Consider the following 14,067-nt stretch of genomic DNA (forward strand, 5'->3'; position numbering starts at 1 on the left):
TGATGCTCTGAGTCCTCAGCACTCAGCACTGATAATTGAGGAGACTATGGCGACAAAATTCCCCAAATTTAGCCAAGACCTCGCTCAGGACCCGACTACACGTCGGATCTGGTACGGGATTGCAACGGCTCACGACTTTGAAAGCCATGATGGCATGACGGAAGAAAATCTTTATCAAAAGATTTTCGCTACTCACTTCGGTCATGTGGCAATTATCTTCCTGTGGGCCTCTAGCCTCCTGTTCCACGTCGCCTGGCAAGGTAATTTTGAACAGTGGATTAAAGATCCGTTGAATGTGCGTCCTATCGCTCACGCGATTTGGGACCCCCACTTTGGTCAACCGGCAGTAGATGCCTTTACTCAAGGTGGTGCGACTTTTCCAGTGAATATTGCCTACTCAGGTGTTTACCACTGGTGGTACACCATCGGTATGCGGTCAAATAATGATCTGTACCAAGGTGCAGTGTTCCTAATTGTCCTGTCTGCAGTCTTCTTGTTTGCAGGCTGGCTGCACCTACAGCCCAAGTTCAGTCCTAGCCTTTCTTGGTTCAAGAGTGCCGAGCCTCGGCTGAACCACCACCTGGCAGGTCTGTTTGGCGTTAGCTCCTTGGCTTGGGCAGGTCACTTGATTCACGTTGCGATTCCCGAATCTCGCGGTCAGCACGTAGGTTGGGATAACTTCCTGACAACGCTGCCTCACCCCGCAGGCTTGGGACCGTTCTTCACCGGCAACTGGGGCGTCTACGCTGAGAACCCAGAGGCTGCTGGTCATGTGTTCGGTACCTCTCAAGGTGCAGGAACAGCGATTCTGACGTTCTTGGGTGGCTTCCATCCCCAGACACAATCGCTGTGGCTGACGGATATGGCTCATCACCACTTGGCGATCGCAGTCATCTTCATCATCGCCGGTCATATGTACCGGACTAACTTTGGGATTGGTCACAGCATCAGAGATATGCTGAACGCCAAAAACTTCTTTGGCACCAAGACTGAAGGTCAATTCAACCTACCTCACCAAGGGTTGTACGACACCTACAACAACTCTTTGCACTTCCAGTTGTCTATACACCTGGCAGCGCTGGGAACTGCTACTTCCCTGGTAGCGCAGCACATGTATGCGATGCCTCCCTATGCATTCATCGGGAAAGACTTCACAACTCAAGCAGCGCTCTACACACACCACCAGTACATTGCTGGTTTCCTGATGCTGGGAGCATTTGCCCACGCAGGTATCTTCTGGGTACGTGACTACGACCCAGAACAAAATAGAGGTAACGTCCTCGATCGAGTACTCCAGCACAAAGAAGCGATCATCTCGCACCTGAGCTGGGTCTCCCTATTCCTAGGCTTCCACACCCTAGGTCTGTACGTCCACAACGATGTTGTGGTTGCCTTCGGGACTCCCGAAAAGCAGATTCTGATTGAGCCGGTATTTGCCCAGTTCATTCAGGCTTCTCACGGAAAAGTCCTCTACGGCTTGGATACTCTCCTGTCTAATCCTGATAGCGTTGCCTCAATGGCTGGTGGCCCTTGGCTTCCCGGTTGGCTCGATGCTATCAACAACGGTACGAACTCTCTGTTCTTGACAATTGGCCCTGGCGATTTCTTGGTTCACCACGCATTCGCCCTCGCCATCCACACCACCACCCTGGTTTTGGTCAAGGGTGCGTTGGATGCTCGTGGCTCCAAGCTGATGCCCGATAAAAAGGACTTCGGCTACGCCTTCCCTTGCGACGGCCCCGGTCGTGGCGGTACTTGCGAACTCTCCGCGTGGGATTCCTTCTACCTCGCTGCGTTCTGGATGCTGAACACCATTGGTTGGGTAACCTTCTACTGGCACTGGAAGCATCTGGGCATTTGGCAAGGCAACGTGGCTCAGTTCAATGAGTCTTCTACTTACCTCATGGGCTGGCTGCGCGACTACCTCTGGCTGTACTCCGCTCAGTTGATCAACGGGTATAACCCCTACGGCATGAATAACCTGGCGGTTTGGGACTGGATGTTCCTGTTCGGACACCTAGTTTGGGCTACTGGTTTCATGTTCCTGATCTCTTGGCGTGGTTACTGGCAAGAGTTGATCGAAACCCTTGTCTGGGCACACGAGCGCACTCCTCTGGCGAACTTAGTTCGTTGGAAGGACAAGCCGGTTGCTATGTCCATCGTCCAAGGTCGCGTGGTTGGTCTAGCTCACTTTGCAGTTGGCTATGTCTTGACCTACGCCGCCTTCCTGATTGCCTCTACTGCTGGTAAATTTGGTTGATCTCCTGTAGTTCGCTGAATCAATGCATTTTAGGTAATTAAAACAAAATCCCCTGCCTTCTGGTAGGGGATTTTTTTATAAGATTGTCTTGGCTAAAATTCTCAAGGAAAATGTAGCTTAAAACGGCGAAGTATTTTATATAAAATGTCTAATAAAATAGCAACTGTGAGTAACTTAAACATTAATGGCATCACCCATGAGCTAATAAAGATTCAAGAGCAAAATAGTAATTGTAGTTTGTGGCAATTTAGAAGCTTAATCAGTGCTAATCAATATCTTCGGCTATATAAAATTTTTTTAAAATATGTTCCTAAAGGAAGTGAAGTATTAGATTGGGGTTGTGGGAACGGTCATTTTTCTTATTTCTTAGTAAAGGCTGGCTATAAAACCTCTGGATTTGCTTTTGAGGACTTTTGTGTTCGGGAAACTCTAAACAGCTCAACTTATGAATTTAGAAAAGGGAGTGCTGAAGATCCAACAGCCATTCCCTATCCAGATAATAAATTCAATGCAATCGTATCTGTAGGGGTTTTAGAGCATGTCAGAGAGACTGGAGGAAATGAAATTACCAGCTTACGGGAAATCTTCCGTTTGCTCCAACCAGGTGGCGTTTTTATCTGTTACCATTTTCCGAATCAGTTTAGTCTGATTGAAGCGATCGCTTCCCGGTTGCCTAACAAATATCATCATCAATATCGTTATACTCGCCAGTCAATCAAAACGCTTTGCCAAGAAACCGGATTTGAGGTTCTAGAAGTCCAGCGTTATGGTTTTCTACCCAGAAATATGTGGGGCGTATTTCCCAAAGCAATCGGAAATTTCCCACTGCTGGCATGGAGTTGGGATTTTTTAGATGACATTTTGGCATATCCTTTCTCTGTAGTCTGTCAAAACTACTTGTTTGTCGCTAGAAAACCCTTGGCAAAATCCTCTGAATGATGATCGCAAGCCTTTGGTAGCAGCGTACAAAGCGATCGCTCTTTTAGGTGACTTAAACGCGATCGCCCAAATATCCCCTTTCCATCAAAAGCGCTGACCCGTGGTTACTTCAAGTCGGACTTCTCCCTGGTCGCTAATGCCTAAATCGCTGCGAATTAAACCAAACGGGGACTTGATCCGCAATCCTAATCCGTAACCAAAACCACTCCCCGGTTTACCGCGCAGCAAACCCGGTTGCCCAAGCACCGTGTCACCAGACCCCAAATCTGAGCCATAGTCAGCAAAGACAACCCCTCCCAGCCACTGCAAAATCGGGAAGCGATATTCGATTGAAGCCAAGGCATAACTGCGACCGCTAGCGACTTTACCAGAACCATAGCCGCGCACAGAATTGAATCCGCCAAGATTAAACGCTTCAGTCGGAGGAAATTCGCCAAGTATTGTCCCAGTTTGCAAATTGAAAGCCACCATTTCTGGATTTTCGGTTTCCCTACCCTTGCCAATCCAGCTGACTGGGACATATTGAATATAATTCGCTCGCACTCGGTTACTCAAAATACTGCCCAACCCAATCGGAATCGACTGTTCCGTGGTGAGGGTTAGCAGCGAACCCTGAGTCGGATTGGAACGGCGATCGCGCCGATCTCTCGCCACACCGAACGACACCGTTACCAAGTCATCAATGCCAGTTTTGCTGACAGATAGCGGATTCCCCAATTCATCCACCCGTGCAATATTGAAATCAGCATCGCGGGTACTAATCCGGGTGTAGTTCAAACCCAACGATCCATCCCAGCCATTAAAAGAACGCAACACCGCCACACCGCCGCCAAATCGTCCTTCCCGTGTACTGTCCCCATTGGGCAACTCGATTTCATCGGTGAAGGTGCGGGAATAATCCCGATTGCGAAACGCTCTAACGCTATACCCCAAGCGGTTTGGCTCCCCAGCCCGATAAGGGCTAGTAAACTGGGTATTAAACTGGACATCCTTACCACTCACTTGAAGTTTGGCAGCTAAGCGATCGTTGACACCGTTGATATTGGCATCTCGATAGCTTACCGAACCGTAAAGCCCGATGTCACCGCTATTGCCACCCCCTAATGTGATAGAAGGAAAGCGATTCTCCTGGATGTCGTAGATGATGTTAACCCCGTCGGTGGCTTCCTCCACAACAACATTGACATCCTCAAAAGACTCTAATCGCCTCAATCGCTGCAAGTCTTCCTGAAGCAAATCCTCACGAAATACCTCACCCGGCTTGAGTTTCAGTTCGCCAATAATAAAATCTTTTTTGGTGCGACTGGGTATCGGTCGATTCTGGTTATCGACTGACTCCCCTTTGTTATTAACAAAGCGGATCTGCACATCTTTGACAATTCTGGAGGCAACCTCAGCAGTCTGGACGCCCTCCCCACTGGACACTGGCGGTATCGTTTGTGGCAGATAATCACCGTATTTGGCATCATATTCAACAACAGGAATGGGATTTGCTGTCTGAGCCAATCCTGGCGTCACCTGGGTTACGGCTGGAGTCGCAGCATCCTCAAGGGGTGCCGATGTCGCCATATCGCCCGAAGTCGTCTGTGCAGCGGGTGGGGAGGATGCGAGCGCTCCTTTTGTTTCCCAGATTCCCAGCGTTGCCACCATCAAAATTGCAAATGTTTTAAGACCCATAAAATTAGCTTAATCGGCTGGCTACCATTGTGCTTGGCTCATTGGCTTGTATCCTTAGCGAGGACTGGCTTTTGAGGCGGGCAACAGACGGAATCTATTGCAGATATCAAGTGAAATGGTATCAGTAACAACGAAGTAAACGTCAAGGATATGAGTATTCAACAGGCATTTAACACAGCAGCAACTGAGTACGACAAGCTCCGACGCACCCTGATTCCCTGTTTTGATGACTTTTACCAAACAGCCATTCAGGTTATCCCATTTGACCGCACAGCAGCCCTAAACGTTCTCGATTTAGGTGCAGGGACGGGACTTTACTCAGGCATGGTTCAGGCAGTGTTTCCGAATGCTGAATTTACACTGCTGGATCTCGCGACTGAGATGTTAGAGCAGGCAAAGGCTCGATTCCAGCAGATGGGAAAATCTCCCAAAATCTGGATTGGAGACTACGTTAAGACAGATTTGAGCGATTCCTATGACCTGATTATCTCCGGCTTATCGATTCATCATCTGTCTGATTCCGAGAAGCAGCATCTTTATCAGCGGATTTATGATGCCCTCAAACCTGGAGGGATGTTCATCAACGCCGATCAAGTTTTAGGCAGAACACCCCAACTGGAGCAATTTTATCAACAACAATGGCTGAATACCGTGCGCGATCGCGGGATCTCCGAGGAGCATCTCCACGCCGCTCAACATCGGATGACCTACGATCGGCTAGCACCTCTCGACGCTCAAATCCAATGGTTGGAAGCAGCCGGTTTTCAGAATGTAGACTGCTGGTATAAGCATTACAGCTTTGCCGTGTTTGGTGGATCTCGTTCTGCTGAGTCGGAGTCAGAGATACAACCACCCACCATTCAAACACAACGGTTAACGCTCCGTCCTTTCACCTTGGCAGATGCTCCTGATGTGCAACGCTTCGCCAGCGCTCGCGAAATTGCTGATACAACACTAATTCCTCATCCTTACGAAGATGGGATGGCTCAAGCGTGGATTAAGGCTCATTTGGCAGCATTTAAGGAAAAGAAAGCCATCACGCAAGCGATCGCGTTGCGGGAAACTGGAGAACTCTGTGGGACGGTTAATCTGATGATTAATGCCAAACAGAACAATGCGGAGATGGGTTACTGGATTGGCAAGCCCTACTGGGGACAAGGCTACTGTACTGAAGCAGCAAAAGCTCTACTGCAATACGGCTTCGAGGAGCTTAAATTGCACCGCATTCATGCGTCTCACTTTTCGCGAAATCCAGGTTCGGGACGAGTCATGCAAAAACTTGGGATGCAGTATGAGGGATGTCTCCGTCAACATTTACGGAAAGGAGAAACCTTGGAAGATATCGAACAATACGGCATCTTGAAAAGTGATTGGCAGCAAATGATTGGTCAAAATTACTAACTGCTTACCTAAAAATGCAGAAAAAAACCGGCTATGGCACAACCATCTTTACCAAAAATTATCATCTTCGACACTACAATGCGGGATGGAGAACTTGCGCCCGGTATCAAAATGGATATTCATCAAAAAGTCCAGCTTGCCAAGCTTCTAGAGGAGATGCGGGTTGATGTCATTGAAGTGGGATATCCAGGAGCTATCCAGAAAGATTTTGATGAAATTTTTCTTGTTTCCAAACAAATCAAACACTCAACCATTTGTGGATTAGCAAATTCTAAACCGAATGAAGTGATGGACGTTGCTTTAGCAATTAAACCAGCGGGACGAGGCAGAATTCACATTTACACCCAAGTTAATTTGAAGCATCAATCAACTTGGGCTGAAGAACAAACTTTAGAAGCGATACACGATTCTATTGGACTTGCCAGAAATTACTGCGCGGATGTAGAGTGGAGTGCCTTTGACGCTCCTCGAAGCCAACCGGATTTTCTTTGCAAAGCAATTGAAACAGCCATCAAAAGCGGTGCCAGAACAATCAGTATCCCTGACAGCCTTGGTTTATCGTCGCCAATAGAATTCTCAGGGTTGCTGAATATGCTCTTTAATCGGGTGTCAAATATCGATCGGGCTACGATTTCTGTCCACTGTCATGATGATATGGGATTAGCCGTAGAGAACTCAATCGCAGCTCTCAGTTGGGGTGTCAGGCAAATTGAATGCTCGATTAATGGACTGGGAGCCAGGAAAGGGAATGCTGACTTGGGAGAAGTCGTAAATGCAATTATTAATCATCCAAATTATAGCGTTGATGTTGAGAAATCTTTAATAGGTCGAGCCTCGGAGTTAGTTGCTAAAATCTCTAAACTTGTAAAGTGAGAATAAAGTTATTTGTTAATCATTTTAACTTTAATGTCTCCAAATATATGCCAATGAATATTTCGTGAATAATTAACACGGTTCAACTATTTAAAGGCAGCTAAAATAAACCCAAATAAAAAACTTGGAAAAAACAGGTATTATATATAACCAAAAAACCTATCAGAAGAGGATATGGCAACAATAATCAATGAAGGGGGCGGGAAAATATTTTTATAAAAATAGCAATCCTTACTTACTGGAAAGTTGAGGTTTAAGACAAGAATGCCCCAAACGGCTTTTTATCGGAATTTAATAATTTATTTCTAACAATACTGACAAAGAGCAGTTATAAGTTGATGAGTATTAACCGCGATCGCAAGCAGCTGTCAGTAAACTGCGAAAAGTTATAGACTGAGTACCAAATGGACGGGCAGAGTAAAAATATGATGCTGCCTACTTTAGAGATCGTATTGCTAGGTGGCTTTCGCCTAACTTATGACGAAAAGCCGGTGACAGACGTGAGCGGGGAGCGATCGCAATCGTTGCTGGCATATCTGGTGCTGCACAGGGGCACGCCTCAGCCTCGTCAGCGGCTGGCTTCCCTGTTTTGGGCTGACTCAACAGACGAGCAAGCCCGAACGAACCTAAGAAGAGAACTGCACCACTTACGGCGGGTTTTGCCGGACGCGGATCGATTCATTGAAGTAGATACAAAAACGCTACAGTGGCGCTCAGATGCACCTTTTACGTTAGATGTTGCAGAGTTTGAGCGGACAGTGGCTCAAGCGGAGGAGGCAGAACGAGCGGCTGACCGGAAAACCGTCCGAACCCTGTTAGAGCAGGCGGTAGCCCTCTATCAGGGGGATTTACTGCCCAACTGTTACGACGAATGGATTTTTCCAGAACAGGAACGACTGCGACAAATTTTTATCCAAGGATTGGAATGGTTGGTTCGCCTGTTAAAGGAGCAACGGGATATCCGGACGGCGATGCGCTATGCCCAGCAGTTGTTAGAAGTTGACTCGCTCAACGAAGCAACTTATGGTGACTTGATGCAACTGCACGCGCTTAATGGCGATCGCGCGAGTGCCTTGCGAATCTACCACCGCTGCATGACGCTTTTACGAGAAGAGTTAGGAATCGATCCTAGTCCGATTACCCGCGACCTCTACGATCGCCTGCTGAATGAAGATTCTGAAGGGATAATCAGTCGAGAAAAAAGCTCTGAATTACTCAATACAAATTCTGAATTAAATACACCCAGTCAAAACGACAGGCAACCTCGTTGCGATTGGGGCGAAATCATCGATGTAAGCCTATTTTACGGACGGACAGAAGAGCTAAACACGCTCAAGCAGTGCATTTTACAGTATCGCTGTCGGCTAGTTGTCTTATTAGGCATGGGTGGAATTGGGAAAACTGCCTTGTCCGCCAAACTAGCGCAGGAAATCCAGGGAGAATTTGATTTTGTAATTTGGCGATCGCTACGAAATGCTCCCACCCTAGAAACTCTTTTGCACGACTCGATCTCTTTTCTGTCGGAACAACAAGAGACAGGCAGTGAGCTTGAACGACTGATATATTGGCTGCGAAATTCTCGCTGCCTAATCGTTCTAGACAATGCAGAAACCCTTTTTCAGGTCAGTTGTCCGGGGCAGTATCGTCCGGGATATGAAGGCTACGGGGAACTGCTGCGAGCGATCGCAGAAACCGCTCATCAAAGTTGCCTGGTGCTGACCAGTCGGGAGAAGCCTGCTGAGGTGGGCATCTTAGAAGGTGTAGTTGATGGGAATTCAGCTTTACCTGTGCGAACCTTGCAACTGAGCGGCTCGCCAGAGGCAGCGCAAGCACTCATTCAAGCAAAAGGATTGATAGGAACTGAAGCACAGCAACAGCATTTGTGTCAGTTCTACGGCTGTAATCCTTTGGCATTGAAGATTGTTGCCACTTCCATTCAAGATGTTTTTGATGGCAAGATCCAAGATTTTCTCGCTCAAAATACCACGATTTTTAATGGGATTCACAGACTACTAGACCAGCAGTGTCAGCGATGCTCTCCCCTAGAAAAAACAATTATGTTTTGGCTTGCCATTAATCGAGAATGGACAACCTTCTCGGAATTGGCAGAGGATATCGTTCCCACCGTTTCTCGTGCAGACCTACTGGAAGCATTGGGTTCTCTCAGTTGGCGATCGCTGATCGAAAAGCAGTCAGGCAGCTATACCCAGCAACCTGTGGTGATGGAGTACATCACTGAGCGATTGATTGCCCAAGTCTGTGAAGAAATTCAACATTTAGAAGTCGGAAATGGGGAATTGTTAGCAGAAAACCAGAGACCCCTGATTTCCATCCTGCACAGCCACGCCTTGCTCAAGCCTCAGGGCAAAGACTATATCCGAGAGATTCAGATTCAACAAATTGTTAAAACCGTTTTAAACACTTTAATGACCCGACTGCACGGGCAATACAACGTTGAGCGTCATTTGACTCAACTGCTTTCAAAGCTACGAAATGAATGGTCGAGACAACCCGGATATGCAGGTGGCAATATCCTCAATCTGCTCGTTCAATTGCAAAAAGACTTAACAGGTTATGACTTCTCCCATCTCACCCTCTGGCAGGCTGATTTACGAGAAGTGAATTTACATCAGGTCAATCTTGCTGATGCCGACCTCTCTAAAACAGTGTTTACAGAACCCTTGAGCTTTGCCCTTGCCGTTGCTTTTAGTCCAGACGGACAACTTCTAGCGACCGGGGATACGAACCGCGAGGTACGGGTGTGGAGAGTAGCAGATGGGAAAAATTTACTGACCTGCCAGGGACATACCAATTGGGTTTGGTCGGTCGCTTTTAGTCCTCAAGGTAATATCCTGGCGAGTGGCAGCGATGATAAAACGATTAAACTGTGGGATCTCAAGACAGGACAATGTCTCCAGACTTTGCAAGAACACGCCCATCAGGTCTGGTCGGTCGCCTTTAGTCCGGATGGTCAAACCTTAGCCAGTGGGAGTGAGGATCGAACGGTCAAGTTGTGGGATGTCCAGTCAGGACAGTGCTGCCAAACGCTTCAGGGTCACGAAAATTGGGTGCGATCGGTAGCATTCAGCCCTGACGGAAAAACCCTGGCAACTGGCAGCGACGATCGCACGATTAAACTGTGGGATCTTAAAACCAGTCAATGTTATCAAACACTACAAGGACACGCTGAGCGAGTCTGGTCAGTCGCCTTTAGCCCGGATAGTCAAACCTTAGCCAGCAGTAGTAGCGATCGCACCATTAAACTTTGGAATTTTAAGACGGGGGAATGCCGCCGAACCCTCAAAGGGCATGGAAACTGGGTGAGATCGCTTTCTTTCAGCCCGGATGGTCAAACGGTAGCGAGTGGCAGCGAAGACCGCAGCGTGAAGCTGTGGCGAGTTCGGACTGGGGAATGCTACCAAACATTATGGGGGCACCAAAATTGGGTGCGGTCGGTGGCATTCAGCCCGGATGGAGAAATCCTGGCAAGCGGTAGTGGCGACCATACTGTGAAGCTGTGGCACGCTCCCACGGGTCAATGTCGCAGAACCTTACAGGGTTATGCGAACCGAGTGCGATCGCTGGCGTTGAGTCCGGATGGTCGCATTTTGGCAAGTGGGAACGACGATCGCACCGTTAAATTGTGGGATCTCGGTACGGGGAAATGCGTTCAAACCTTGCAAAGTCACACCAGCTCAGTCTCGGCTGTTGCCTTTAGCCCAGACGGTCGCACTCTCGCCAGTGGGAGTGGCGACCAAATGGTGAAGCTTTGGGATCTTGAAACGGGACAATGCCAACGCACGTTGCAAGAGCATACTTGCGGGATTTGGTCAGTTGCCTTCAGCCCCGATGGTCGAACCCTTGCCAGTGGTAGTGATGACCAGACGGTGAAGCTTTGGAATATTGACACAGGGCTTTGCCAACGTACCTTGCAGGGACACGCCAGTTGGGTTTGCGCGATCGCTTTCAGTCCGGATGGTCAGACTCTGGCGAGTGGCAGTTACGACCAAACGGTGAAACTTTGGGATGTCCAAACAGGACAATGCTCTCAGACATTCCAGGGACATACCAATTGGGTTTGGTCAGTTGTCTTTAGCCCAGATGGTCAAACCTTAGCGAGTGGAAGTGGCGACCACAGTATTAAGTTATGGGACGTGCGGACAGGAGAGTGCCGACGTACATTGACCGGACACACCAGCCGAGTTTGGTCAGTTGCTTTTAGTCCAGATGGTCAAATCCTTGCCAGTGCCAGTAGCGACCAAACGGTAAAGCTTTGGGATGTCCAAAACGGTTCTTGTCTTCATACCTTGCAGGGACACACCAATTTAGTCTGGTCAGTAATCTTCAGCCTTGATAGCCGCAGGGTCGCGAGTGGCAGCCAGGATGAAACGATTAAGCTTTGGGATGTGCAGACGGGTGAGTGTGTAAAAACCTTAAGGGCGGATCGACCTTATGAGGGAATGAACATCACCGGAGTCACCGGATTAACAGACGCCCAAAAGGCTGCATTGAAGGCGCTGGGGGCAGTGGAAACTGGGAGCCGGGGAGAGAATCAGCCCCGATTCTTGGCTCCCCTAATCGGGCGAGAGCGGGAATGGGCGACAATCTGTAATTGGATGGCATCCGATACCCGGATGGTCGTTTCAGAAATCCTTTTACTGGTTGGCGAATCGGGAATTGGGAAGACGCGCCTGCTGGAAGAACTTGCTGCCGTTGTCACGAGCAACGGTCGCGTACTCTGGGGACGCGGATTTGAGGCGGAAATGCTGCGACCTTATGGAATTTGGATTGATGCACTGCGGGCGATCGCTCGTGATTCAGGATCGCAATTGCCAGCAGAACTGAGTTCCCTGTTTCCAGAAGTGGAGGGAAGAAGAGATCCGGGCGATCGCTCTCAGCTATTCGATGCAGTGGTGAACCTGCTCTCCCAACTTTCGAGCAATGGCAAACGAACCGTCATTATCCTAGATGATATTCAGTGGCTGGACGAGGCATCTACGGCTCTCCTGCATTATGCAATCCGCCTGCTGGGTCACTCCTCCGTTCGGTTTGCCCTCTCGGCTCGTCAACGCGAGTTATCAGATAATGTGCCTGTGTGTAAGCTGGTGCAAGCGCTACGGCGGGAGGAGCGGGTGCAAACCATCTCACTGCCACTATTAAATCAAGCGCAAGTGGTTCAGCTGACTCGCTCGGTGAATATCGATGTTGATGGCAACCGCGTCTTTGTGGATAGTGGCGGGAATCCCCTATTCGCTCTAGAAGTGGCTCGTGCCCTAGCCCAGCATGACACTGCTTATTCTGACAATCTGGAAGCCTTGATTCAAGACCGATTGCGGCAACTCGACGAACCGGCGCGAGAACTTTTACCTTGGGCAGCTGCATTGGGACGAAGTTTCAATCCGACAATCGTGGCACGGGTTGCCGACTATCCGCTCTCTAAATTACTTTTAGCCGTGGAAGAACTGGAGCGGCAGGGGATTATCCGTCCAGGAGCTTTATTAAATAACGAAACTGGCTATGACTTTGCTCATGATGTTGTGCGGAAAGTCGCTTATCACCAGTTGTCAGAACCCCGCCGTAAATTAGTGCATTTGCAGATTGCCCAGGCTTTGAATCGTCTCTCGGTTCCTGACAACGCCCTAGCCAGCGATGTCGCGCATCATGCATCATTGGGCGGTCATGATTCCTTAGCCGCCTCAGCTTTCCAGGCAGCTGCCGAACGTTGCTTGCGCCAGTTCGCCTACTCAGAAGCATCGGAACTGGCTCAACGGGGAATTCAGCATTGCCAGAACCTTGAAAAGACTTTACGGGTTCGACTTCACATCGGGTTGCTAAAAGTCTACGTTCTGGCAGGAGTTACCAGAAATCAAATCCCCCAACTCGAAAATAACCTGCATCAATTGATTGCCGAAGCCAGCGCCCTTGGTTTGAAGGATGAAGAAGCGATCGCGCTAGAAGCTTTGATCGTGCTGAACTACGAGCGAGGTAATCTCATGGGTGTTCGGGAACACTCCCTCCAAGCAGTAGAACGAGGACGATTGGCAAGTCCGGCGACCACCGCCCGAATGCTAGCTCACAGCGGTTGGTGCCTCGCCGAAACCGAACGCGAGATGCCCCGTGCTGAGGCGCTGTTGCTAGAAGCACAGCCGCTTGCCGCGAGAGTGGGACTTGAAATTATCGATATTCCCTGTGGTCTGGGATGCGTGCGCCGTCATGCAGCGGATTTCCCGGCGGCGCGTTCTCTTTTGGAACAAGCATGGCGAATGGCGCAAGCGGAACAAGATCGCTGGCGAGAGTCTGCTTGTTTGACTTATCTGGCAATGACCGAGTTAGAAGCGGGCAATCCGACAGAGGCGATCGCTTACTCCGAAGAACTGGCAGCAGTTGCCACAAAAATTAGTGGTGAAGGCAGCGAAGGCCCATTCGCCGTTGCCCTGAGTTCGCTCGCCCGTTATGTTATCGGAGAAATGGGCGCTGAAGATGCACTTGAGCCAGCATTATCCACCCTGCGTCGGATCGATGCGAACCGAATGCTAGCTTATATCCTGAGCTTTGCAGCGGCAAGGGATTTGGAAAGGGGTCGCGTTGAATTAGCGATCGCCCGCGCTCAAGAAGCACTTCATGCCGCGCAAATTGTAGATCATCCCAGTGAAATTGCCCTAGCTTGGGCTGCACTCATTCGGGGAAAGTTAGCTTTAGGCGAACAAAAGCGTGCAGCAGAGCTATTTCAAAGCTTACAGTACCAAATTGACCCTCGCGTCTTGAGCGTTCGTGCCCAAACTGCCATCAATCGCTTACCGCAGGAGCTGAGGACTAACGCAGAGATCCCCCTTGCGTCCCCCTTAAAAAAGGAGACTTTTCCAGTTCCTCCCAATTTATCGGGGGGTTAGGGGAATCTAGGCTTCAAGTTTTCAGTG

General features: G+C 49.1%; 6 protein-coding genes. 5 read left to right on the forward strand and 1 reads right to left on the reverse strand.

The window, feature by feature from the left end; genetic code table 11:
• The first annotated feature begins 46 nt into the window (after positions 1-46).
• Both psaB and NDA03_RS11290 read left to right on the forward strand, forming a co-directional pair.
• Complete coding sequence (psaB, locus tag NDA03_RS11285; RefSeq protein WP_190410332.1) at positions 47-2,260, forward strand: photosystem I core protein PsaB; 2,214 nt, start codon at positions 47-49, stop codon at positions 2,258-2,260.
• 144 nt (positions 2,261-2,404) lie between these two features.
• Positions 2,405-3,199 carry a class I SAM-dependent methyltransferase gene (locus NDA03_RS11290; protein ID WP_190687412.1) on the forward strand — a complete coding sequence of 265 codons (795 nt, stop codon included), beginning with the start codon at positions 2,405-2,407 and terminating at the stop codon, positions 3,197-3,199.
• Between the two features lie 84 nt (positions 3,200-3,283).
• Here NDA03_RS11290 and NDA03_RS11295 read toward each other — a convergent pair whose 3' ends face one another.
• On the reverse strand, positions 3,284-4,876 hold the full coding sequence (locus NDA03_RS11295) for a BamA/TamA family outer membrane protein (RefSeq protein ID WP_348238054.1): 1,593 nt from the start codon (positions 4,874-4,876) through the stop codon (positions 3,284-3,286).
• A gap of 150 nt (positions 4,877-5,026) precedes the next feature.
• Between NDA03_RS11295 and NDA03_RS11300 the strand changes: the two genes are divergently transcribed.
• The 3 genes from NDA03_RS11300 to NDA03_RS11310 all read left to right on the forward strand — a co-directional run bounded on the left by NDA03_RS11300 (position 5,027) and on the right by NDA03_RS11310 (position 14,040).
• The gene (locus NDA03_RS11300; protein ID WP_348238055.1) at positions 5,027-6,277 is read left to right on the forward strand and encodes a GNAT family N-acetyltransferase; all 1,251 of its coding nucleotides are present in this window, start codon (positions 5,027-5,029) and stop codon (positions 6,275-6,277) included.
• Positions 6,278-6,310: 33 nt separating this feature from the next.
• Positions 6,311-7,150 carry a 2-isopropylmalate synthase gene (locus tag NDA03_RS11305; RefSeq protein ID WP_348238056.1) on the forward strand — a complete coding sequence of 280 codons (840 nt, stop codon included), beginning with the start codon at positions 6,311-6,313 and terminating at the stop codon, positions 7,148-7,150.
• A gap of 425 nt (positions 7,151-7,575) precedes the next feature.
• Complete coding sequence (locus NDA03_RS11310) at positions 7,576-14,040, forward strand: AAA family ATPase (RefSeq protein WP_348238057.1); 6,465 nt, start codon at positions 7,576-7,578, stop codon at positions 14,038-14,040.
• Positions 14,041-14,067 lie beyond the last annotated feature (27 nt).

It is taken from the genome of Trichocoleus sp. Lan, from assembly GCF_039961855.1.
In the GTDB taxonomy this organism is placed as follows: domain Bacteria; phylum Cyanobacteriota; class Cyanobacteriia; order Cyanobacteriales; family FACHB-T130; genus FACHB-T130.

Bases quoted from the DNA above. Each gene is read 5' to 3' on its own strand.
- NDA03_RS11300 (WP_348238055.1), top strand. From the start codon at position 5,027: ATGAGTATTCAACAGGCATTTAACACAGCAGCAACTGAGTACGACAAG.
- psaB (WP_190410332.1), top strand. From the start codon at position 47: ATGGCGACAAAATTCCCCAAATTTAGCCAAGACCTCGCTCAGGACCCG.
- NDA03_RS11290 (WP_190687412.1), top strand. From the start codon at position 2,405: ATGTCTAATAAAATAGCAACTGTGAGTAACTTAAACATTAATGGCATC.
- NDA03_RS11310 (WP_348238057.1), top strand. From the start codon at position 7,576: ATGATGCTGCCTACTTTAGAGATCGTATTGCTAGGTGGCTTTCGCCTA.
- NDA03_RS11295 (WP_348238054.1), bottom strand. From the start codon at position 4,876: ATGGGTCTTAAAACATTTGCAATTTTGATGGTGGCAACGCTGGGAATC.
- NDA03_RS11305 (WP_348238056.1), top strand. From the start codon at position 6,311: ATGGCACAACCATCTTTACCAAAAATTATCATCTTCGACACTACAATG.